Annotated in this window: 19 protein-coding genes and 2 pseudogenes; 14 read left to right on the top strand and 7 right to left on the bottom strand. The window is 72.6% G+C overall.

The window, feature by feature from the left end; translation table 11 throughout:
- Position 1: 1 nt before the first annotated feature.
- A pseudogene (locus HPY23_RS32870) lies at positions 2-403 on the top strand (FadR/GntR family transcriptional regulator); the annotation flags it as partial.
- A 108-nt stretch (positions 404-511) separates the two neighbouring features.
- Here the strand turns inward: HPY23_RS32870 and HPY23_RS06330 are convergent.
- A complete protein-coding gene (locus tag HPY23_RS06330) occupies positions 512-1654 on the bottom strand; it encodes an aldose epimerase family protein (RefSeq protein WP_091884666.1) in 1143 nt (380 codons plus the stop codon).
- 167 nt (positions 1655-1821) lie between these two features.
- Positions 1822-2310: a MarR family winged helix-turn-helix transcriptional regulator gene (locus HPY23_RS06325; protein ID WP_060850184.1), complete on the bottom strand. Its 489-nt coding sequence runs from the start codon at positions 2308-2310 to the stop codon at positions 1822-1824.
- 192 nt (positions 2311-2502) lie between these two features.
- On the opposite strand from HPY23_RS06325, the gene HPY23_RS06320 reads away from it, so the two are divergent.
- The 6 genes from HPY23_RS06320 to HPY23_RS06295 all read left to right on the top strand — a co-directional run bounded on the left by HPY23_RS06320 (position 2503) and on the right by HPY23_RS06295 (position 8930).
- Positions 2503-4131: a long-chain-fatty-acid--CoA ligase gene (locus HPY23_RS06320; protein WP_091884377.1), complete on the top strand. Its 1629-nt coding sequence runs from the start codon at positions 2503-2505 to the stop codon at positions 4129-4131.
- A gap of 431 nt (positions 4132-4562) precedes the next feature.
- Positions 4563-6113 carry an acetyl-CoA acetyltransferase gene (locus HPY23_RS06315; RefSeq protein ID WP_329618835.1) on the top strand — a complete coding sequence of 517 codons (1551 nt, stop codon included), beginning with the start codon at positions 4563-4565 and terminating at the stop codon, positions 6111-6113.
- Positions 6113-6376 (top strand): hypothetical protein, encoded by a 264-nt coding sequence (locus HPY23_RS06310; protein ID WP_139234915.1) that lies wholly within the window; start codon positions 6113-6115, stop codon positions 6374-6376. Before HPY23_RS06315 ends, HPY23_RS06310 begins: the two co-directional genes overlap by 1 nt.
- Positions 6377-6392: 16 nt before the next feature.
- Positions 6393-7307 (top strand): SDR family NAD(P)-dependent oxidoreductase, encoded by a 915-nt coding sequence (locus HPY23_RS06305; protein WP_091884382.1) that lies wholly within the window; start codon positions 6393-6395, stop codon positions 7305-7307.
- Positions 7308-7309: 2 nt separating this feature from the next.
- The gene (locus HPY23_RS06300; RefSeq protein WP_091884385.1) at positions 7310-8476 is read left to right on the top strand and encodes a thiolase domain-containing protein; all 1167 of its coding nucleotides are present in this window, start codon (positions 7310-7312) and stop codon (positions 8474-8476) included.
- A gap of 4 nt (positions 8477-8480) precedes the next feature.
- Positions 8481-8930 (top strand): Zn-ribbon domain-containing OB-fold protein, encoded by a 450-nt coding sequence (locus tag HPY23_RS06295; RefSeq protein ID WP_091884387.1) that lies wholly within the window; start codon positions 8481-8483, stop codon positions 8928-8930.
- A 63-nt stretch (positions 8931-8993) separates the two neighbouring features.
- Here the strand turns inward: HPY23_RS06295 and HPY23_RS34005 are convergent, their stop codons facing one another.
- The 4 genes and pseudogenes from HPY23_RS34005 to mutM form a co-directional block, all read right to left on the bottom strand.
- Positions 8994-9431, bottom strand: coding sequence for a hypothetical protein (locus HPY23_RS34005; RefSeq protein ID WP_353890302.1), 438 nt, complete (start codon positions 9429-9431; stop codon positions 8994-8996).
- 103 nt (positions 9432-9534) lie between these two features.
- A pseudogene (locus HPY23_RS34000) lies at positions 9535-9675 on the bottom strand (hypothetical protein); the annotation flags it as partial.
- A gap of 643 nt (positions 9676-10318) precedes the next feature.
- Positions 10319-11254 carry a prolyl aminopeptidase gene (gene pip / locus HPY23_RS06285; RefSeq protein WP_091884391.1) on the bottom strand — a complete coding sequence of 312 codons (936 nt, stop codon included), beginning with the start codon at positions 11252-11254 and terminating at the stop codon, positions 10319-10321.
- A gap of 20 nt (positions 11255-11274) precedes the next feature.
- A complete protein-coding gene (gene mutM / locus HPY23_RS06280; protein WP_091884394.1) occupies positions 11275-12165 on the bottom strand; it encodes a bifunctional DNA-formamidopyrimidine glycosylase/DNA-(apurinic or apyrimidinic site) lyase in 891 nt (296 codons plus the stop codon).
- A 131-nt stretch (positions 12166-12296) separates the two neighbouring features.
- Here mutM and ubiE point away from each other — a divergent pair, with 131 nt between their 5' ends.
- The 5 genes from ubiE to HPY23_RS06255 all read left to right on the top strand — a co-directional run bounded on the left by ubiE (position 12297) and on the right by HPY23_RS06255 (position 17675).
- Positions 12297-13055, top strand: a complete 759-nt coding sequence (ubiE, locus tag HPY23_RS06275; RefSeq protein ID WP_091884397.1) for a bifunctional demethylmenaquinone methyltransferase/2-methoxy-6-polyprenyl-1,4-benzoquinol methylase UbiE — start codon at positions 12297-12299, stop codon at positions 13053-13055.
- A 10-nt stretch (positions 13056-13065) separates the two neighbouring features.
- Positions 13066-14616, top strand: coding sequence for a 2-polyprenylphenol 6-hydroxylase (gene ubiB, locus HPY23_RS06270; protein ID WP_091884400.1), 1551 nt, complete (start codon positions 13066-13068; stop codon positions 14614-14616).
- Between the two features lie 67 nt (positions 14617-14683).
- Complete coding sequence (locus tag HPY23_RS06265; RefSeq protein ID WP_091884403.1) at positions 14684-15703, top strand: hypothetical protein; 1020 nt, start codon at positions 14684-14686, stop codon at positions 15701-15703.
- Positions 15704-16126: 423 nt separating this feature from the next.
- Complete coding sequence (locus tag HPY23_RS06260) at positions 16127-16462, top strand: hypothetical protein (protein ID WP_091884406.1); 336 nt, start codon at positions 16127-16129, stop codon at positions 16460-16462.
- A 31-nt stretch (positions 16463-16493) separates the two neighbouring features.
- On the top strand, positions 16494-17675 hold the full coding sequence (locus HPY23_RS06255; protein WP_091884409.1) for a S1C family serine protease: 1182 nt from the start codon (positions 16494-16496) through the stop codon (positions 17673-17675).
- A gap of 25 nt (positions 17676-17700) precedes the next feature.
- Here HPY23_RS06255 and HPY23_RS06250 read toward each other — a convergent pair whose 3' ends face one another.
- A complete protein-coding gene (locus HPY23_RS06250) occupies positions 17701-18639 on the bottom strand; it encodes a pirin family protein (RefSeq protein WP_091884412.1) in 939 nt (312 codons plus the stop codon).
- Between the two features lie 225 nt (positions 18640-18864).
- Here HPY23_RS06250 and HPY23_RS06245 point away from each other — a divergent pair, with 225 nt between their 5' ends.
- Positions 18865-19161, top strand: coding sequence for a hypothetical protein (locus tag HPY23_RS06245; protein ID WP_060848768.1), 297 nt, complete (start codon positions 18865-18867; stop codon positions 19159-19161).
- A 67-nt stretch (positions 19162-19228) separates the two neighbouring features.
- The gene (locus HPY23_RS06240; protein WP_091884415.1) at positions 19229-22585 is read left to right on the top strand and encodes a S41 family peptidase; all 3357 of its coding nucleotides are present in this window, start codon (positions 19229-19231) and stop codon (positions 22583-22585) included.
- Positions 22586-22629: the final 44 nt, after the last annotated feature.

Here is a 22629-nt window from a genome sequence, read left to right as displayed (position 1 = left end):
CATCCTGGCCTGGGCCTTCGAGGCAGAGCCGGGCGAGGCCTTCATCCGCGACCTGTTCGAGCTGCGCCGGATCGTCGAGCCCGCGGCGGCGGAGCTGGCGGCCCTGCGGCGCTCCGAGCGCGACCTCGCCCCGATGGGCGCCGCCCTCGACGGGATGGCGCCCCACGGCCCCGCCGTCCCGGCCGGCCGCGCCGCCGACCAGGCCTTCCATCACGCCATCCTGGAGGCGACCGGCAACGCCCCGCTGATCGGCCTGTCGAGTTCGATCGCCGCCTCCGTCACCTGGACCACGATCCACAAGCAGCGCCGCCGCGCCCTGCCGCGCGACCCCCTGCCGGAGCACCGCGCCCTCCACGAGGCGATCGTCTCCGGGGATGCCGCCCTGGCGCGAGCCCGGATGACTGGGCTGATCCGGTTCGCCCTGGCGGACACGGCGCTGGCGATGGGGGCGCGACCCGAGCCGCACCGGCCCGCCGGCGGCCCCGGGACGAGGCCGCCGTCGAGGGCCCCGCTACTTCGCCGCCCCGGCCGAGAACCGGTAGGTGATGACGTTCCGGTATGTCGCCCCCGGATCCAGCCGGGCGGTGCCGAAGGCGGGCTGGTTGGGCGTGTCGGGAAACACCTGCGGCTCCAGCGCCAGCGCGTCCGACTGCCTGTAGGACAGGCCCGACTTGCCCACCGCCGTCGCATCGAGGAAGTTGCCGGCGTAGAACTGCACCCCGGGCTGGTTGCTCGCGACCTCCATCACCCGGCCCGAGGCCGGGTCCTCGACGTGGGCGACGAGGTGGGCGTCCGGGGTCGGGGCCGGCGTCACCACGAAGTTGTGGTCGTAGCCGCGCCCGCGCACGATCTGCGGGTCGCGCCCGTCGCGGATGCGCGCGCCGATCGGCGTGGCCTTGCGGAAGTCGAACGGCGTGCCGGCGACCGGAGCGATCTCGCCGGTCGGGATCAGGGTCTCGTCGACCGGGGTGTAGCGCTCGGCCGGGATCGTCAGGATGTGGTCGAGGATCGTCCGCCCCGAGCCCTCGCCTGCGAGGTTGAAGAAGCTGTGGTTGGTCAGGTTGACGATGGTCGGCTTGGTCGTGGTGGCCGTGTACTCGACCGTCAGGGTGCAGCCGGCGTCGAGCGCGTAGGTGACGTTCGCCGTCAGGGCACCGGGATAGCCCTCCTCGCCGTCGGCGCTGACGTAGTGCAGCGTGACCGACGGGGTGGCGCCCTCCCTGACCGCGGTGATCGTCCAGAGCCGCTTGTCGAAGCCCTCGCGGCCGCCATGCAGCGCGTTCGGGCCGTCGTTGCGGGCGAGCGTGTAGTCCCGGCCGTCGAGGGTGAAGCGGCCGGCCCGGATGCGGTTGGCGTAGCGCCCGACGCTGACCCCGAAATAGTTCGGCGCCTTGAGGTAGCCCGCCAGGTCCGTGTAGCCGAGGACCACGTCGGCGGCCCGGCCGGTCCGGTCCGGCACCTCGAGGGTGCGCAGGAGGGCGCCCCAGGTCAGGATCCGGGCGGTGAGGCCGCCATTGGCGAGCGTCACCTCCTCGACCGCGCGTCCGTCGGGCAGCGTCCCGAACGGCGACCGCTTGGCGTCACCGGCCTGGGCCGTCGCGAGGCCGGCCGGCAGGGCGCAGGCGCATGCCAGCGCCGTGATCGATCCACGCATCCGCGTTCCCTCCATGGCTGCCGCCTCTCGCGGGCGGCCGATCCGGCGCCTTTCCCGCGCCGGTCGCCATAGATTCATACAAATCGCGGTACGGTGGCAATGCCCTTGCGGGAGGTCAGGCAGCGACGCCGCGTTCCGCGTCGCGAAGCGCTCGAGCGTAACGCGTATCAGCCCCCGTCGGCCCGGGCGGCGTCGCGCCAGGCGAGCACCACCCGTTCCAGCTCCGCCACGTCGCCGGGGGGCAGGCCGCCGAGGGTGCGGGTCACGTAGGCGCGCTGGGCCGCGATGCCGGAGCGCGCGAGCGCCAGGCCGGCCTCGGTGAGGTGCAGGGCGTGGGAGCGCCGGTCGCCGGGGATCGGCCGGCGTTCGACGAGGCCGGCCTCGACCAGCCGGTCGATCAGCCCCGAGACGTTGCCCTTGGTGACGTAGAGTCGCTCGGCCAGCTCCTGCTGGGTCAGGCCCTCGCGCTCCGACAGGGTCGAGAGCGCGTCGAATTGCGGGATCGAGAGGCCGACCGCCTTCAGTTCCGCCGCCACCGCGGCCGAGACGCGCCGGTGCAGGCGAATGAAGCGGAACCAGACCCGCAGCGGGTCGGCCCCGGCGGGGTCGTCGGCCGGGACGGCGGCAGGGGCGCGGGCGGGGGAGAACGCGGTCATCGGGATAGTTTACATCGGAACCATCTCGGCGCCATCCACCGCGGCCGCCGATCCCCCGGATGCGCGCGGGCGCCGCTCTAGCCGCTTCCGCACCGCTGCCGTAAGCTCCTCATCCACGACCGCGGCCCGCGAGGCCCCGGCGATCGAGGGCGCGGCCGCGACCGCGCTCCATCACGGGAAGGAAGACACGCCATGCTCGGCCTGATGCAGGACTGGCCCCTGCTGATCCACCGCGTCATCGACTATGCCGCGCTCCAGCACAGCGCCCGCCCGGTGATCTCGCGCTCGGTCGAGGGGCCGATGCACCGGACCGACTACGCCACGATCCGGCAGCGGGCCTTGCGTCTCTCGAAGCGCCTCACGGCCGACGGCATCGGGCTCGGCGACCGGGTCGCGACGCTGGCCTGGAACACCTGGCGCCACCTCGAGGCCTGGTACGGCATCACCGGCGTCGGTGCGATCTACCACACGGTCAACCCGCGGCTGTTCGAGGAGCAGATCGCCTACATCGTCAACCACGCCGAGGACCGGATCCTCCTCCTCGACCTGACCTTCCTGCCCCTCGTCGAGCGTCTGGCCGACAAGCTGCCGACGATCGAGCGCTACGTCGTGCTCACCGACGGCGCCCACATGCCGCCGACATCCTTGCGCAATGCGGTCGCCTACGAGGACTGGCTCGCCGAGGCCGACGACGACTTCGCCTGGGCGACCTTCGACGAGAACACGGCCGCCGGCCTCTGCTACACGTCGGGCACCACCGGCCTGCCGAAGGGCGTGCTCTACTCGCACCGCTCGAACGTGCTGCTCGCCCTCACCGTCAACAACCCGGCCTACATCGCGCTCTCGCCCAACGACATGGCGATGCCGGTGGTGCCGCTGTTCCACGCCAACGCCTGGGGCTTCACCTTCGCGGCGCCGATGTCGGGGGCCGGCCTCGTCATGCCGGGCCCGAAGCTCGACGGCGCCTCGGTGCTCGACATCCTGGAGAGCACCGGCGTCACCGTGACGGCGGCGGTGCCGACTGTCTGGCTCGGCCTGCTCCAGCACCTCGACGCGACGGGCAGCCGCCTCACCCACCTCAAGCGCGTCGTGATCGGCGGCTCGGCCTGCCCGCGGGCGATGACCGAGCGTTTCGAGCGCGATTTCGGCGTCACCGTCGACCATGCCTGGGGCATGACCGAGATGAGCCCGATCGGCTCGTACTGCTCGCTCAAGCCCGAGGTGGCTCACCTTCAGGGCGAGGCCCGCCTCGACCTCAAGATGAAGCAGGGCTACGCCCCCTTCGGCGTCGAGTTCCGGCTCACCGACGACGACAATCGCGACCTGCCCTGGGACGGCACCACCTTCGGGCGCCTCAAGGTGGCGGGCTTCGCGGTGGCGAAGGCCTATTTCCGCTCCGACGAGCCGATCCTCGACGATCGCGGCTTCTTCGACACCGGCGACGTCGCCACCATCGACGAGCACGGCTACATGGCGATCACCGACCGCTCGAAGGACGTGATCAAGTCCGGCGGCGAGTGGATCTCCTCGATCGACCTGGAGAACCTGGCGGTCGGACATCCCGACGTGGCCGAGGCCGCGGTAATCGGCGTCCAGCACCCGAAATGGGACGAGCGTCCGCTCCTCATCGTGGTGCCCAAGGAGGGCCGGACCCCCGACAAGGCCGACATCCTAGCCTTCATGGCGCCGCGCATCGCCAAGTGGTGGATGCCCGACGACGTGGTGGTGGTGCACGCCATCCCCCACACCGCCACCGGCAAGATCCAGAAGACGGCGCTCCGCGACCAGTTCCGGGACTACCGGCTGCCCGGGGCGGCGTGAGGGCGGGGCGGGCGCCCGCGGCCCACGCGGCGTCGATGCGCGGGGTCTCGTGCCATCCCGCCCCTCCCGCGCAGGGAGGGCTGGCCGGCGCGTCGTCCGACACCGCCGCGACTCGGTGCGCGGGATCGGGTCGCGCAGGCCGGCGTCCGGCGTGAACCGGGCGAAGATCGGGGTGAGCGGGTGATCGCAGGACGAGACGCGCGTGCCGCAGGCGTCGGCGCCGGGGCGGACGGTGCTCCGGGCGACTCCGTGCCGATCGAGCCCTGCCAGCCGCCGGGCGAAGGAGATGTCGCAGGGCTGCATGCCCCGGCCGGTCGGTCGCGTGTCGACGACCGGACGCCGGCCGGACCCTCTCCGGCACGGCATGGCTTGCCTCCGGCCCGGCGGTTCTCCCGGGGAGCCCCGATCGCGGCACGGGAGGGTTTGGGCCGGTGCGGCTCTCGGCCGGCGGGCACGCCATGACCGACCCGGCCCGCATCCCGGTCATCGTCGGCATCGGCGAGATCACGGACCGGGCCGACGCGGCGGATCGCGGCCCGATCGGCCCCGAGCCCGCCGCCCTGATGGCCGAGGCCCTGCGCCGGGCAGACGGCGATGCCGGCGGCGGCTGGCTTCCGCGGATCGCCTCCCTCGACGTCGTCAACGCGGTGTCCTGGCCCTATGCCGACCTGCCGGCCCGCGTCGCCGCGCTCCTCGACCACCGCCCGGCGCACCTCGCCTACGGCCCGGTCGGCGGCGAGACGCCTGTGCGCTTCCTGCACGAGGCGGCGCGGCGGATCGCACGTGGCGAGGTCGCGGTGGCGGCCCTGTGCAGCGGCGAAGCCGAGCACAGCGCGGGCGCGGCGCGGCGCGCCGGCCTCGATCCCGCCCGGGATGCTACCCCACCCTGGACCGTGCCGGACCCCGCCTGGACCAACCCGCGGGCGCGCGACTACCTCCATCCCCAGGCCCTGCGCCACGGCCTGTCGCAACCGGTCGTCGTCTACCCCCTGTACGAGATCGCGCTCCAGGCCGCCTGGGGTCAGACCCCGCGCCGGGGCCGCGACGAATCGGCGGCTCTGTGGGCCGGCATGTCCCGGGTCGCCGCCGAGAACCCCCACGGCTGGCTGCGCCGGTCCTTCGCCCCCGACGAGATCGCCACGCCCACGCCCGCCAACCGGCCGATCGCCTGGCCCTACACCAAGCTGATGGTCGCCAACCCCGTGGTGAACCAGGCCGCGGCCCTGATCGTGACGAGTCTCGGCCTCGCCCGCGCCGCCGGTATCCCGGAGCACCGTCTGGTCCCGATCGGCCCCGGCGCGGCCGCGAGCGAGCCGCGGGACTGGCTGTCGCGCGACCGCTTCGACCACGCCCCGGCGCAGGACGCGGTGCTGGAGGCGACGCTCCGCCGGGCCGGGCTCGCGGCCTCTGATCTCACGGCGATCGAGCTCTACAGCTGCTTTCCGTGCGTGCCCAAGATGGCGCGCCGCCGTCTCGGCCTGCCCGCGGACGCAGTGTCGACGGTGGCGGGCGGGCTGACCTTCTTCGGCGCGCCGCTCAACGGCTACATGGCGCATGCCGCCTGCGCGATGGTCCGCCGCCTGCGCGACGCGCCCGGCCGCGCCGGACTGCTCTACGGCCAGGGCGAGTTCGTCACCAAGCACCACGCCCTGGTGCTGGGCGGCCGGTTCGACGGGCCCGACGACGCGCTGGTATCCGTCCAGGACGAGGCGGATCGCCGCCGCGGGCCGGTGCCGCCGGTGGTGGAAGAGGCCGCGGGCCGCGCCGTGATCGAGACCCATACGGTGCTGTTCGACCGCGAGGGCGCCCCCGAGCGGGGCGTCGTGGTGCTGCGTCAGGGCCAAACGCGCCTGCTCGCCCGGGTGCCGGCCGCCGACCGCGCCACCCTGGCGGCGCTGATCGATCTCGACCGCTCGCCCGTCGGCCTCGGCGGCCCCCTGCGCCGAGGGCGCGACGGACTCCTCGAATGGGAGGCCGCCTGATGCCGGATCCCTTCCTTCTCGACCGCATCGGCGATCACGTCGCGGTCGTGACCCTCAACCGCCCGCCGGCGCGCAACGCCGTCGATCCGGCACTCGCCATGCGCGAGAGCCCGGCGGTCGCGCGCCTCGCCCCCGATGCCGGAGAGGCCGCCTCGCGCCCCGCGAGCGCGTCCGCCCGCGCCCGGGGGCAGACCTCCGAGGATTGTCGCGAAGGGCCCCGCGCCGTCATCGAGACGCGCCCGCCGCGCTGGACCGGACGATAGGCAAGGGAGAGACCGCATGGGCATGCTGGAGGGAAAAGTCGCGCTCGTCACCGGGGCGGGGGGCGGCATCGGGCGGGAGATCGCGCTCGCCATGGCGCTCGCCGGTGCCCGGGTGGTGGTCAACGACGTCGGCGCGTCTTTGAGCGGCCTCGGCGAGACCTCGGCGACGCCCGGCGAGCAGACCCGCGCCATCATCGAGCAGCGCGGGGGCAGGGCGGTGGTCAGCACGGACAGCGTGGCCGATTGGGAGGCCGCGCAGCGCATGGTCGCGACCGCGCTCGACGCCTTCGGACGCCTCGACGTCGTGGTCAACAATGCCGGCATCCTGCGCGACCAGATCTTCCACAAGATGACCCCGGAGGAGTGGCTCTCGGTCATCAACGTCCACCTCAACGGCAGCTTCTTCGTCTCCCGCGCCGCCGCCGACGTCTTCCGGCGCCAGAGTGCCGGCGCCTACGTCCACATGACCTCGACCTCGGGCCTGATCGGCAATCTCGGCCAGGCGAACTATTCGGCCGCCAAGCTCGGCATCGCCGCCCTGTCGAAGTCGATCGCCCTCGACATGGGGCGGTTCGGCGTGCGCTCGAACTGCATCGCGCCCTTCGCCTGGAGCCGGATGACGAGCTCGATCCCGGCCGAGACCGACGCGCAGAAGGCCCGCGTCGCCAAGCTCCAGGCGATGGGGCCGGAGAAGAACGCGCCGCTCGCGGTCTTCCTCGCCTCGGACGCGGCCGCCCACGTCACCGGCCAGATCTTCGCCGCGCGCCACAACGAGGTGTTCGTCTTCAACCATCCCCGCCCGGTGCGCGGGGTGCATCGCTCCGAGGGCTGGACGCCCGAGACCCTCGCCGAGCACGGGATGCCGGCGCTGTCGGGCCACTTCGCCCCCCTCGATCGCAGCCCCGACGTGTTCTCCTGGGACCCGGTGTGACCATGACGATCAACGGACGCGCCCACATCGTCGGGGCCTACGAGCACCCGACCCGCAAGGCCCCGGACAAGTCCGTGGCCCAGCTCCACGCCGAAGCCGCCGCCGGCGCGCTCGCCGATGCCGGCCTCTCGAAGGACGACGTCGACGGCTATTTCTGCGCCGGGGACGCGCCGGGCCTCGGGCCGCTGGCGATGGCCGACTACCTGAACCTCACGCTGCGCCACCTCGACAGCACGGACATCGGCGGTGCCTCCTACATCGCCCACGTCGCGCATGCGGCGCAGGCCATCGCGACGGGGAAGTGCAGCGTCGCGCTGATCACGCTCGCCGGCCGGCCCCGCAGCGCCGGCCATTCCGGCACCGCGGCGCGCCCCGTCATCGCCGACGCGCCGGACAGCCCGTGGGAAACGCCGTTCGGCCCGACCACGGTCAACCTCTACGCGATGTGCGCCCAGCGGCACGGGCACGAATTCGGGACGACGCCCGAGCAGCTCGCCTGGATCAAGGTCGCGGCCTCGCATCACGCGCAGCACAATCCGCACGCGATGCTGCGCGACGTGGTGAGCGTCGAGGACGTGCTGGCCTCGCCGATGGTCGCCGATCCGCTGCACCGGCTCGATTGCTGCGTCGTCAGCGACGGCGGCGGGGCGCTGGTGGTGGCGCGGCCCGAGATCGCCCGCAGCCTGAAGCGCCCGCTGGTGCGGGTGATGGGGGCCGGGGAGGCGTACAAGGGCCAGCGCGGCGGCGAGGTCGACCTGACCTGGTCGGCGGCCCGCCTGTCGGGGCCGGCGGCCTTCGCGGAAGCCGGCGTGAGCCCCGCGGACATCAAGTACGCCTCGATCTACGACAGCTTCACCATCACGGTCCTGATGCAGATCGAGGATCTGGGCTTCTGCGCGAAGGGGCAGGGCGGTCGCTTCGTCGCCGACGGCAACCTGATCTCCGGCACGGGCCGGCTGCCGTTCAACACCGACGGCGGCGGCCTGTGCAACAACCACCCGGCCAACCGGGGCGGGATCACCAAGGTGATCGAGGCGGTGCGCCAGCTGCGGGGCGAAGCCCATCCGGCGGTGCAGGTGGGGAACTGCGAGCTGGCCGTCGCGACCGGGATCGGCGGCCTGCTCGGCAGCCGCCACGGTGCCGCGACCCTGGTGCTGGGACGGGAGTGAGACGATGACCGGGACTTCCTCGACCCGCATCCCCTTGCGAGACGGCGACTGGCCCGACGCGCCGCCGAGCCCCGAATCCGCGCCCTTCGTGGCGGCGGCGCGCGAGGGCCGGTTTCTGCTGCGCCGCTGCACCGCCTGCGGCAAGGCGCACTGGTACCCGCGCGCGCTCTGCCCGTTCTGCCTCGGCGAGACCGCCTGGGAGGAGGCCTCGGGGCAAGGCACTATCTACGGCTACACGCTGCTCGCCCGCGAGGACCCGCCCCGCACCATCGCCTACGTCACCCTGGCGGAGGGGCCGACGATGCTGACGAGCCTCGTCGATTGCGAGCCAGGCGCCCTGGCGGTCGGACGACCGGTGCAGCTCGTCTTCGTACGCTCGCGCGACGGCACGCCGGTGCCGTGCTTTCGGCCTGTCGCGATGGACGATCTGCGGGAGCCGGCCGCAGGGGAGTGACGGCGGAGACGAAGAAGCGCGTGGCCCGGGCCTCCCGGGTGACCGGGGAGGACGGCGGGCAGATCACGGCGATGCGGACGGCCTAAACGCGCGCCGCGAGCGGCGGCGTCCAGAAGCCAGCTCGACGATCGAAGCCCCCGCCGCGCCCACGCGGCGAAGGCCCCCGCCGCTTGCGCGCCGGCTTTCCTGCCGAACCGACGACCACGTCGGCGCCGGGATGCTCAGGGCCGCGCCAGGGCCCGGGCCAGGGCCTCGCGGTGCTCCTCGCTGGTATGGGCGATGGCCTGCGCCGTGGCCGAGAGCTGGAGGAGGGTCGCCAGGCTGGCCTGGCGCCCCTCGCGCAGCAGGCGCTTCGTCGCCCGGACCGCCTGGGGCGGGTCGACGCGATCCGCTCCGCCAGCCGCCGGCTCGCGCCATCAGCTCGGGCCCGGGCACGACCTGCGAGACGAGCCCGCAGGCGAGCGCCTCCTGCGCCGAGACGGCGTCGCCGGTCAGCGCCATCTCGCAGGCCTTCGACCAGCCCTCGATCCGCGGCAAGCAGCCAGGCACCGCCGTCGCCCGGGATGATGCCGATCTTCACGAAGCTCTCGGCGAAGCGCACCGTGTCGGCGCAGATGCGCAGGTCGCATATGCAGGCGAGGTCGCTGCCTGCCCCGATCGCCGGTCCGTTGACCGCAGCATCTCGCGCGTGCCGCGGCGGCGCGAGATGGACGGCGCCTGCAGGGTCGTGAGGGCCAGCACGCACGGGCCTGAAGCGTCGGCGGCCCCCCGTTGATCAGGTCACGGGGGATCGTTGGGACTGCCTGCTCGACGAGGGCACCGAAATCCTCGACCATTGCGGCCTGAAGCGCAGGATCGGCCCCGTCCTGCAGCAAGCCGGCGACCGAGCGGGAACTCCGCCGCAGGGCGACGCGCTGCCCCTCGAGCCGTCCCAGCGCAATGTCGCGCCGCTGCAGACAGCTGCAGCCGAGATCCCCGATGCCTTCGTCGCCCTGGGCCGGGAATGAGGCAGGCGTCCCGCTGCCGAGGCGACGCGCCAGCTATTACCCGGCTGTATGGCAGTTCCATAACCTACCTTATGCGATTCGCCCGCCTAAGAGCCTTGCAGGATCCTCTCGCACGCTTGGCAGGCGCCGCAACGCGGCTGATCCCTACCGCTTCGCCTTTTCGGGCTCCACCTCGGTTGCGTGAGCTGCCGTGCGGGTAGCCTCGCGGCGTCCGACGCGTCGGCGACCGGTCAGCTTATGCTGGAGACAAGCGGCGATATCGTCGTGCGGCTCGGTGGCACGTGGAGGTCCGCCAGAAGACGTGGGCCGCCTGCACCGCTACCGGCAAGGCCGCCCCTCGCCGCCGCCTCGTCCCCGGCATCTCCGATCGCGGGGTCCTCCTCACCCCGCCCCCGTCAACGCATCCGTCGACCCCCGTATCCAAGCATTTATCCCGGGCCCGCCATGACCTTCGCCCTCGACGATGCAGAGCCGGCTTCCCGGCCAGAGCCGGTGAAGCTGCCACGCGGTGACGGCCGGCCCGCTGACGTCGCGGCGTCCGTGGATCAAGACGCCCGGGATCGCCCGCAGGCGGTCCATTCGCGCCGAGATCGCGTCGGAGTCGCGCAGAAAGCCGTCATTCGCCCAATAATGGGTCACCAGCGTCGCGAATACCGCGTCCCGGTCAGGGTCGTCGGGTCGTCCGGTTGGTGGTGCATCGAGGGAGACGTGGGCCGCTTCCCAAGCCAGCCAATCGCGGGCGGCGCGTCGGCGGTCCACCGCGTCGTCGCCCGCGAGGCGCCGGGCATAGGCCTCGACGATCCGTTCGCTTCCGCGCCGGCCGGAGGCCTCCGCGAAGGCCTGCCAGGCTTCGGGAAAGATGCGCCCGACGCCCTCGGTGATCCACGCGACCTCGTCCCGGCTGGTGGTGGTGACGGCGGCCAGCACGAGCGAGCTCACCCGGTCCGGATGACGTTGCGCATAGGCGAGCGCCAGGGTGGTGCCCCACGAGATGCCCGAGACCAGCCAGCGTTCGATATCGAGATGCGCCCTCACCGCCTCGATATCGGCGATCAGCGCCGTCGTGGTATTGCCCGAGAGTCCGCCGAGGTCCGCAGTCACGAGCGGCCGGCTACGGCCGCAGCCCCGCTGGTCGATGCCGACGAGGCGATAGCGCTCTTGGTCGAAGTGACGGCGGTACCCGCCGCTTCCGAGCCCGCTCCCCGGCCCACCGTGCAGGAAGAGCGCCGGAATGCCGTCCGGCGCGCCCGAGGTCTCCCAGTAGATCCGGGCACCGCCGGCGACGGGAAGGAGACCATGATCGAGGAGATCGGACATTTGGCAGGGATTCCCGGCCTTTACCCCGGCTGGCACGTCTCGCAGAAGAACGTCGAGCGTCCCGACTGCACCAGCCGCCGCACCACCCCGCGGCATCCCTTCGCCGGGCAGGCCAGCCCCTCCCGGTCGTAGACCCGGAAGGCGTGCTGGAAGGCGCCCTGGCTGCCGTCGGTGTGGACGTAGTCGCGCAAGGTGGAGCCGCCCGCCGCCACCGCCTCGGTCAGCACGTCGCGGATCACGACCGCGAGGCGCTTGGCCTTGGCGGTCGGACGGCCGGCGGCATCCGCGAGCGACCCGGCGGGCGCCTCCGGGTGGAGCTTGGCCCGGTGCAAGGCCTCGCAGACGTAGATGTTGCCTAAGCCCGCGATCAGCCGCTGGTCGAGGAGCGCGGCCTTGAGCGGCGTGCGCTTGCCCCAAAAGAGCCGCGCGATCGTCTCGCCCGAGAGCTCGTTGCCGAGCGGCTCGATGCCCATGCCGGCGAAGTGGCGGCAGGTGGACAGCTCCGCGGACGGCACCAGGTCCATGAAGCCGAAGCGGCGGGCGTCGTTGTAGACGACCCGCGCCCCGTTCGAGAGGCGGAAATCGACGTGGTCGTGCTTCGACTGGCCTTGCGCGCCTTCCAGATAGAAATCGCCGGGCGAGACGGAGCGCCCGTCGGGCAGGTGCACGTCGAAGCGTCCGCTCATGCCGAGATGCATGATCAGCGCCTCGCCGGACGAGAGCTCGGCGACGAGGTACTTGGCGCGCCGCGACATGGCCGTGACCTCCTGCCCCTTCACCCGGGCGGCGAAACGCGGCGGGAAGGGAAAGCGCAGGTTGGGCCGGTTCAGCACCACGTCGGTGAAGCGGGCGCCGACCATCGCGGGCGCCAAACCGCGGCGCACGGTCTCGACTTCGGGCAGTTCGGGCATCTCTCGTCCGTGGCGAAGGGCAATGGTGCGACCTTGAGCGCGACGAAGCGCACCCGGCGAACATGCTTGCCCAGATGGTGCTTTCCCCCCGGCTTCGCTATGCAGGCCGCCACGACAGGGGACCTGAAGGCATGGCCGGCGACGAGACCAGCACCGATTTCGGCTTCGAGCGCGTCAGGCTCGCGGAGAAGCAGGACCGCGTCAACGAGGTCTTCCGCTCGGTGGCCAAGCGCTACGACCTGATGAACGACCTGATGTCGGGCGGCCTGCATCGGGCCTGGAAGAGCGCCTTCGTGTCGAGCGTGCGCCCCTCGCGCACCCGGCCGTTCCGGCTGCTCGATGTGGCCGGCGGCACCGGCGACATCGCGTTCCGCACGCTTCAAGCCGGCGGGCCCGACACCAAGGTGACGGTGCTCGACATCAACGAGGCGATGCTCGGCGTCGGCCGCGAGCGGGCCGGCCACCGTTACGGCTCGCGCATCGACTTCGTGGCCGGCAACGCCGAGTCGCTGCCCCTGCCCTCCGACACCTTCGACGCCTACACCATCGCCTTCGGCATCCGGAACGTGCCGCGGATCGAGAACGCCCTGGCCGAGGCCCATCGGGTGCTCAAGGTCGGCGGGCGTTTCCTGTGCCTCGAATTCTCCCACGTCGACGTGCCGGGCCTCGATAAGATCTACGAGGCCTACTCGTTCAAGGTCATCCCGCGCATCGGCGCGATGGTGGCCGGCGACAAGGAATCCTACCAGTACCTCGTCGAGTCGATCCGTCGCTTCCCGACCCCCGGCAGCTTCTCGCGCATGATCGAGCAGGCGGGCTTCGGCCACGTCACCCACCGGCCGCTCTCGGGCGGCATCTGCGCCATTCATTCCGGCTGGAAGCTCGCGTGAGGCACCCGTCGTGCTGAGCCTCGTCGCCCACCTCGCGCGGGGCGTCCATGTCGGCTGGGTGATGGCCCGCGAGGGCGGCCTCTCCTTCGTCGACGAAGCCGCCCTGCCGCCGCACCTGCGCGTCGTCCTGCGGCTCGGCCGCAAGCTCGAGCGCCCGGGCCTCGGCGCCGGCCGCCTGCCCGCGGCGCTGACCCGCCTCGGGCCCTCCTACGTCAAGTTCGGCCAGTTCCTGGCGACGCGCCCCGACATCGTCGGCATGGCGGCGGCCCGCGACCTGGAGCGCCTGCAGGACCGGGTACCGCCCTTCCCGCAGGAGGTCGCGGTCGGCATCCTCGAATCGACCCTCGGCAAGCCGGTCTCGGAGCTGTTCACCGCGTTCAGCGCGCCGATCGCCGCCGCCTCGATCGCCCAGGTCCACCGGGCGCACCTGCGCGAGCCCGACGGCACCGAGCGGGTGATCGCCGTCAAGATCATGCGGCCGGGCGTGCGCGAGCGCTTCGCCCGCGACATCCAGGCGATGCGGTTCATGGCCCGGATCGTCGAGGCCCTGCGCCCCGAGGCCGAGCGCCTGCGCCCGCGCGAGGTGGTGGAGACGCTCGCCCGCTCCGTCGCGATGGAGATGGACCTCAGGCTCGAGGCCGCGGCCCTCTCGGAACTCGCCGAGAACATCAAGGACGACCCCGAGTTCCGGGTGCCGCAGCCGGTCTGGGAGCTGACCGGGCGCGACGTGCTGGCGAGCGAGTGGATCGACGGCATCCGCCTCAACGACCGGGCGGCGATCGTCGAGGCCGGCCACGACGTGGCGGCCCTCGGCCGGACCGTGATCCAGTCCTTCCTGCGCCATGCGATCCGGGACGGCTTCTTCCACGCCGACATGCATCCCGGAAACCTGTTCGTCGATCCGGCCGGGCGGCTCGTCGCGGTCGATTTCGGCATCATGGGCCGGCTCGGGCTGAAGGAGCGCCGCTTCCTCGCCGAAATCCTGCTCGGTTTCATCCTGCGCGACTACCGCCGGGTGGCGGAGGTGCATTTCGAGGCCGGCTACGTCCCCTCGCACCACTCCGTCGACGATTTCGCGCAGGCGATCCGGGCGATCGGCGAGCCGATCCACCAGCGCCGGGCCGACGAGATCTCGATGGCGAAGGTCCTGACGCTGCTCTTCGACGTCACGGCGCTCTTCGACATGAGCACCCGCACCGAACTGGTGATGCTCCAGAAGACCATGGTGGTGGTCGAGGGCGTCGCCCGCTCGCTCGATCCGCGCCTCGACATGTGGACCACCGCCGAGCCGGTGGTGCGCGCCTGGCTCACTCGCAACCTCGGCCCGATCGGCCGCGCCGACCAGGCCCGCCGGGCGGTGCTGACCCTCGCCGACGTGGTGGCCGACGTGCCGGACCTCGCGCAACGCGCCAAGCGCGTGCTGGTGCGCCTCGACGAGGAGGGCCTGCGCGAGGTGACGCGCGTCGAGCGCCGCATCCGCGTCGAGACCAAGCGGATGGTGTGGTCGACGCTTGCCCTGTGGGTGATCGCCGGGTCGCTGCTGGCGATCGCCGTGAGGTGACCGGGCGCCGCGGGGCCGGCGCGAGCCCGTGCTACAGCGAGCGACGGGTGGAAACCGGAGCGGCGCAATGGACTGGTTCGAGCGGCTGACCGGCTTTCGCGAGACGGAGCATGCGCCGACGCAGCGACGGCTGCGCGTGGAGAACGGCTGCCTCGTGCGGGAGGGGAGCGGCGATCGCTTCGCGGTCGGTACGCTGACGCTGCCCTCGGTGGCGGAGCTGCGCGCGGCGGCTTCCGGCGTGAAGCGGGCGGGTCGGACGCGGCTGAGCCTCGTCGAGGGCGACGTGCGGGCCCTGCACCGCCTGCCCGGGAACCGGGGCGCGCTGTTCCAGGTCGCCTCGCAGTTCAACATGCTGGAGATGGTCGGCCCCGGCGTCACTCCGGAGGACGGTGTCGCCCGCTACGCCGGCGACCGCACCCAGGGCCCGGCCTGTGCCATGGCGGCGGGAGCGGCCACGATCTACCGCAACTACCTCGTGCCCGTGGAAGGCGGCCTCGGCCAGACCGCCGGGCGGCAGCTCGACGGCCTCGCCGATCTCGGCGACGCCCTCGCGCGAAGCCTCGGGACCGTGCGAACCGCGTTGTGGGCCATGCGCAACGGCTACGCGCTGCCGACGCGGGCAGGGCTCGCAGCCATCGCCGCGTATCTGGACGGGGCGGGCGAGGACGCCCGGGACGACCTGCGCGGCCGTCTGCGGCTCGGCCTTCACACGGATGTCGCGGTCACCGACGGACCGTCGCCCCATCCGCTCGTCAGCCAGGTCTTCTGCTCGGCGCTGCCGGTCGCCTATGCGGGCCTGCCGCAGGCGGACTGGGCGCCGTTCGCCCGCCTGGTGCTGGAAGCCGCCTACGAGGGGACGCTGCTCGCCGGGCTGCTGAACGCGGCCCGCGGCGCGTCCGGCCGCGTGCTGCTGACGCGCCTCGGCGGCGGCGCCTTCGGCAACGCCGACGACTGGATCGACGCCGCCCTGCTGCGGGCGCTCCGGCTCGCAGGCGACGGCGATCTCGACGTGGCGCTCGTCAGCTACGGTCCGCCCGCACCGGCCTTGCACGACCTCGTACGACGCTACGCCGAACCGGGCCGATGAGCCGGCGGGCAGAGGGTGGAGCCGACTGTGGAAGAATACCGGGCTCAGCCACATATCGAGCGTTTCATCTCATGATCGATGTAGAGATGATGATTATTTGATATTTTTACAGTTTCTAATTGATTTCAAAACATTGCATTTTCTGATTAGCAATTGAAATATAGACATAGAGTGAATTATTATTTTACGAATCACAGCACAACATACGTGTGATATCGAAACGTCGGGGGGAGATCTGGCGCTGCGCGTGCCGGCGCCAACCGGATTTACCGGGATCTCGCAGCCTTTCGTTGACTCTCTCGCCTCGACGGCAACCTGTGGGGTAAAATATCCGGTCCGGCCTCTTTCCAGGCGTCGCCTTCCACGCTTAAGCTTGCCGCGTTCCAAAGTCGTCCGCAAGTCTCGTCCGGGAAGGTTCTGTTCATGATGAAGCATTGTCTGGTCGTGGCCTGCCTCGCGGGCGCCTTCGCGCTGGCCGGGGCAGCACCGTCGCGGGCGCAGAGCGCCGGCTCCGTGCTCGGCGGCCTCGCCGGCGGTGTCATCGGCGGCATGATCGCCGGCTCGATCGCCGCGCAGGCGGCCCGCCAGCGTCCGGTGGTCGTCTACGCGCCGCGTCGGCGGACGCGCGTCGTGCGCTACGTCCGTCCCCGCCCCGCCTACCCGGCCGCCGGCCCGGCCCGGGTGCAGGCGGTGAACGCCTCGGGCGATCCCTTCGCCTCGCCCCGCAGCGGCGTGACCGTCGTCAACCAAGCCCGCTGACGCGCCCCCTCTCACGCCGGATCCCCGCCCCATGCTTCGTCCGATCGCCCTCGCCTTCCTCGCCGCGGCCGTGACCGCCTTCCCGGCGGCGGCCTCCCCGGCCCCGCCGCGGCTGACGGTCGACAAGAGCTTCGGCAAGGTGGCGGGGTGGTCGATCGGCTACAGCGAGAGCCTCGGCGGGTGCCTGGCCGCCGCGAGCTACGGCGACGGCACCACCCTGTGGTTCGGCATCGGCGGGACGCGGGGGACCTCCTACCTCGCCCTCACCAACCCGAAATGGCGCTCGCTCGAGGTCGGCGGCCAGTACGAGCTTCACATGCTCGCCGGCCGCGAGCGCTGGCACGGTACCTTCACGGGCTTCGAGCGCGACGAGGCCCGGGGCCTGTTCCAGGCGGGCCTCAAGGAGCGTTTCGTCGCCGACCTGTCGCGGTCCGGCAGCATCGCGGTGCGGTTCCAGGGCCGGCAGATCGCGACGCTCTCCCTCGTCGGCTCGACCGAGGCCTTCGACGCCGTGCTGAGCTGCCAGAAGGAGGCGGTGACCGCCACCGCCAAGGCAGGGCCCGACCCGAAGCCGGGTCCCGACGCGCCGCGCAAGGCCGGCATGGTCAGCACCGGCACCGGCTTCTACGTCTCGGAGCGCGGCCACCTTTTGACAAACCACCACGTCGTCGCCGGCTGCACCGACATCCAGGTCCGCCAGCCCGGCTCCGGCATCCTCAAGGCGCGGCTCGTGGCCGGTGACGCGGCCAACGACCTCGCGGTCCTCGCCACCGACGTGCCGCCCAAGACCGTGCCGCCGCTCTCGGTGCGCGCGCGCCTGGGCGAGAGCGTCTACGTCTACGGCTTTCCCCAGAGCAGCATCCTGGCCTCGACGGGCAACTTCACCATCGGCAACGTGACGGCGGTGGCGGGCTCGGGCGACGACACCCGCAAGATCCAGATCTCGGCGCCGGTCCACCAGGGCAACAGCGGCGGCCCGATCCTCGACCAGTACGGCAACGTCGTCGGGGTGGTGCAGTCGAAGCAGGTCGCCTTCGCCTCCGGCGACGTGCCGCAGAACGTGAACTTCGCCATCAAGTCGGCGATCGCCCTGAGCTTCCTCGAGGCGAACGGCGTCGAGGCGCCGATCACCGTGCGCACCGCCGACGCGCTCGACGGCGCGGCGCTGGCCGAGAAGGCACGGGACTTCACCGTGCAGGTCGTGTGCGAGTGAGCCGTCCGCGGGCGTCCCGCCTGGCTCACGGATAGCGGACCGGCGGCGGGTCCTCGGGCAGCGGGATGAACTCGGCGTCGTCCGGCACCGTGTCGAACCGGCCCTGGCGCCAATCCTCCTTGGCCTGGGCGATCCGCTCGGGCCGCGAGGAAACGAAGTTCCACCACAGGTGGCGGGGACCGTCCATCGGCTCGCCGCCCAGCACCATGAAGCGGGACTTTTCCGTCGCCCGCACGCTGATCCGGTCGCCGGGGCGGAAGACCAGGAGCTGGCCCGGGCCGAAGCCGTCGCCGGCGATCTCGATCGCCCCCGACACCGTGTAGATCGCCCGCTCGTCGTAGTCGGCATCGAGCGGCAGGACGGCCCCGGCCTCGAGCGCCACGTCGGCATAGACCATCGGGCTCGAGGTCCGGACCGGCGAACGCGCGCCGTAGGCCTCGCCGGCGATCAGCCGCACGGTCTTGCCCTCGGCGGAGACGACCGGCAGGGCGGCGGCGTCGTAATGCTCGAAGGCCGGGGCGGTCTCCTCGTCCCGTGCCGACAGGGCGACCCAGCTCTGGAGGCCGAACAGCCGCGAACCCGTCCGGCGCAGGGCGGTGCCGGTGCGCTCCGAATGGGTGATGCCGCGTCCCGCCGTCATCCAGTTCAGCTCGCCCGGGCGGATCGGCAGCTCGGTGCCGAGGCTGTCGCGGTGCATGATCTCGCCGTCGAACAGGTAGGTGACGGTCGACAGCCCGATATGCGGGTGGGGCCGCACGTCCATGCCCTGGCCGAGCAGGAACTCGGACGGGCCCATCTGGTCGAAGAACACGAACGGGCCGACCATCCGGCACTCGGTCGAGGGCAGCGCCCGCCGCACCGCGAACGAGCCGAGGTCGCGCGAGCGCGGCACGATCAGGGTCCGGATCGCGTCGCAGCTGAAGGCATCGCCCGGGACGGGGTCGTCGGCACCGTGCCAGCTCATCGCATCTGCTCCTTCCAGAGGGGGCCCGCGAGAGTTTATGTCGCCCTCCGGCAGGCCGTCCCGTGAGCCAGCATCCTGGCTCCACCGGATCGGCCTGAAAACAGAAACGATCGAAACGCATCGTTTCGATTTGCAGCCATGGGCCGGACAGGGGTTCCATCGGGCGCAAGCTTCGCGCAATCCAGCTCCGGCACGCTGCGCGCTCCGGTGAAGGGAAGGCGGGCCATGGGCGACGAAGCACTGACGGAGGAGCAGGCCGCCGAGCGCCTGGCCCATTACCTCCTGAAGGAGGCGTACCACGACCTCGCCGCGGTGCTGCTCAGCGCCAACGCCAAGGCGGCCGAGACCCTGTTCTACGCCGTCGAGAAGCGCACCGCCGACGCGCTGCGCGCCATCGTGGCGGATCGGACCGAAGGCACCGCCTCGACCCGCATCGCCCGCACCGTCGGCGGCGAGCTCAACGAGCTGTTCGCCGGCGCGCACGGCCGCACCGGGGCCCTGGCGCCGCAGCAGGTCGCGTAAGCTCGACACGGGGCGGGCCCCGGGATTACGCTGGGGCACCACGACGCCTCTCGCCCGACGGTCCGCCATGCGCAGGCTCCTCGTCACCGCGCTCCTCCTCCTGTGCACGGCGGCGCAGGTCCGCGGGCAAGTCCGCGGGCAAGGACCGGGGGAGAAGCCCCGGGAGGAGCCACCGCCGCTCTGGCTGCGCGAGCCTGCCCTGTCTTCGGACGCAAGCCGCATCGCGTTCCGGTATCGCGGTCGGATCTGGACCGTTCCGGCGGCGGGCGGCGAGGCCCGGGCCCTGACCGAGGCCGGCGCCCACGCGGAGACGCCGGTGTGGGCGCCCGATGGGCGGAGCCTCGCCTTCGCCTCCGATCGGTCCGGCGCCCTCAACCTCTACGGTGTTCCGGCGGCCGGCGGCGAGGCCCGGCGCCTGACCTGGTACTCCCTCGACGAGCGGCCGATGAGCGTGACGCCCGACGGGCGCTCGGTGCTGTTCGCCTCCGCGCGCCTCGGCGATGCCACCCGCACCTTCGCGCCCCCGCTCCGCTCCGAACTCGCGAACCAGGTCTACGCCGTGCCGCTCGCGGGCGGGCGCGAGACGCTCGTCCTGCCCAACGCTGCCCTCGACGCAACCTGGGATCCGGAGGGGCGGCGCCTCCTCTACACCAGCCCCAATATCGAGCAGCGCTTCCGCCAGCACCAGGTCTCGCAGGCGGTGCGCCAGGTCTGGCTCTACGATGCGGCCACCGGCCGCCACGAGCGGCTGACCGTCGGTACGCGCGAGAGCCGCGGCGCGGTCTGGCTGCCGGGCGGCGAGATCGCCTATCTGAGCGAGACGTCCGGCTCGCTCAACGTCTGGCGCCTGTCCCTGGCCGACCGGGTGCCGCGCCAAGTCACGCGCTTCGACGGCGCGCCGGTGCGCTTCCTCTCCGCCTCCCGCACCGGCGACCTCGCCTTCGCCCGCGACGGGCGGGTCTATCGCCTGCGGGCGGGGGGCGAGAGCCCCGAGCCCGTGCCGATCACGGCGCCGGAGGCGACATTCGCCGACGAGGTGGCGGCCCGCACCTCCGACTTCGCCGACCTGGCCCTGTCGCCGTCGGGTCACGAGGTCGCCCTGGTGGCGCAGGGCGAGATCTACGTCGCCGCCCGCGACGGCAAGTCGGTCAAGCGGATCACCCGCACGGCGGGCGAGGAGCGCAACCCCGCCTTCTCGCCCGACGGCCGGCGCCTCGCCTACGCGGCCGAGCGCGACGGGCGGTGGGGCCTCTACGAGGCGGTGCCGGCCGATCCCGACGAGCGGGGCTTTGCTCAGGCGACCCGCCTGATCGAGCGGGCGCTGCCGACCCCGCCGGGCGACGCCTTCCTGCCGACCTGGTCGCCGGACGGACGGCGGCTCGCCTACATCCACGACCGCGGCGCGGTCCACGTCCTCGATCCCGCGACCGGTGCCGACCGCGAGGTGGTGCCGCCGGGCCGGTTCTACCCCTATCGCGACGCGTCGTGGTGGCTGTCCTGGTCGCCGGACGGGCACTGGCTGGCGCTGCCGGTCCAGCTCGACCGGGGCTTCACCGACAACGTCGCGGTGGTGCCGGCGGACGGCTCGCGACCGGCCGAGCGGGTGGCGCCGGCGGGCGAGGGCCAGGGCGAGGCGCGCTGGAGCCCGGACGGCGGCATGCTGGTCTGGCGCAGCGAGCCGGAGGACCTCCACTCCGCCTCCGGCGCCACCGAGCCGGCCGACATCGACGCGGTCTTCGCCTCGCGCCGGGCCCGGGACGCCTACGAGGCGCGCCTGCGCGTGCCGGTCGAGCCCGAGGCGCCCCGCACGGTCGACCCGCCCCGGGGAACGGAGCCCGACACCACCGAGACCAGAAGCGCCGAGCCCTGGGGGCCGCCGCAGCGGGCCGCCGCGCGGCCGGCCGCCCCACCCCAGCCCTTCGACCCGAACGGCCTCGAGGACCGGCAGCACCGGCTGTCGCAGGGCCATGTCGACGTGGTTCTCGCCGCGATGCTGCGCGACGGGACGAGCCTGCTCGTCGTCGAGTGCACCGAGCGGCCGAAGGGCGAGGGTTACGCCCTGACCGGCACCATCCGCGACCTGCGCCGGGGTACCCGGCGCACGGTCTTCTCGGACCTGGCCTACAAGGCTTTCACGCCGGTGCGGCTGAGCCGCGACCAGAAGATTCTCGTGGTCCTCTCCGGGACCGGCTTCACCGAGATCGACCTCGCCAAGGGCACCCCGCACCACGTCCGGGTCGAGGCCGATGCGAGCCACGACCCGGCGGCGCGCCTCGCGGCGGGCTTCGATCAGTATTGGCGCCTGACGCGGGCGAAGTTCCTCGATCCCGGCATGCACGGGGTCGACTGGGATGCGGTGCGGACCCGCTACGCCCGCTTCCTGCCGGCGCTGGCCGACGCCCGCGACCTCGCCGAGCTCCTGTCCGAGATGGCGGGCGAACTCGATGCCTCGCATACCCGGGCCTTCGTCGCCCCGAGCGTGCCGACGGGCGAGCAGACCGCCTCCCTCGGCCTCTACTACGACGAGACCTTTGCCGGCCCCGGCATGCGCGTCGCCGCGATCCTGCCCGCCGGCCCGTTCGACGCCGGCGACACCCGGCTCGCCCCCGGCGACGTGATCACGGCGATCGACGGCGAGGCCGTGCCCGACGACGGCGGGCTGCGCCGCCTCCTGCGCGGAGCCAGGGACCGGCGGATCGAGGTGGCATTCGCCAAGCCGGACGGGACCGCGTTTCGCGAGCGCCGGGTGCCGGTGAGCCTGGAGCGGGAGCGCGACCTCGCCTTCGAGCGCTGGCGGCGCCGGCGCCGGGACGCGGTGGCGGCGCGCTCCTGCGGCCGCCTCGGCTACGTCCACGTCCGGGCGATGAACGCCGCTTCCTACCGCAGCACCTTCGCGGAGGTCTTCGGGCGCTTCGGCCGCGCCGAGGGGCTGGTGGTCGACGTGCGCTTCAACGGCGGCGGCAACCTGCACAATCAGTTGCTGACGATGCTCTCGGGCCGGCCCTATCTCACCTTCGCGCCCCGGACGGGCCCGGTCCAGAGCGACCCGCGCGACCGCTGGAGCCGCCCCTCCGCCGTGCTGATGAACGGCGCGAGCTACTCCGACGCCTCGATCTTCCCGCAGGGCTATCGCGACCTCGGCATCGGCCCGCTCGTCGGCGAGCCGGTGGCCGGCACCGGCACCTTCGTCTGGTGGGTACCCTCCCCGATCGTGCCGCGCCTCACCTACGGGCTGCCGCAGGTTCCGCTCCATCGCATCGACGGCACGCGGCTGGAAAACACCGACGTGCTGCCCGACCTCGCGGTCCCCTCCGACCCCGCCGCCTGGGCGGAGGGCCGCGACCCGCAGCTCGACGCGGCGGTGGACCGGCTGCTCGGCGGGACGGGCGGGGCCTGCCGGCCGTCGGGGGCGGCGCCGGGATGACCCAGGGCCAGAATCGGGCCGGTCTGGCGATATGAGTAGCTAAC

The sequence above is a fragment of the Methylobacterium ajmalii genome, from assembly GCF_016613415.1.
GTDB classification, from domain to species: Bacteria; Pseudomonadota; Alphaproteobacteria; order Rhizobiales; family Beijerinckiaceae; genus Methylobacterium; species Methylobacterium ajmalii.
This window is presented reverse-complemented; position numbering and strand designations above follow the sequence as displayed.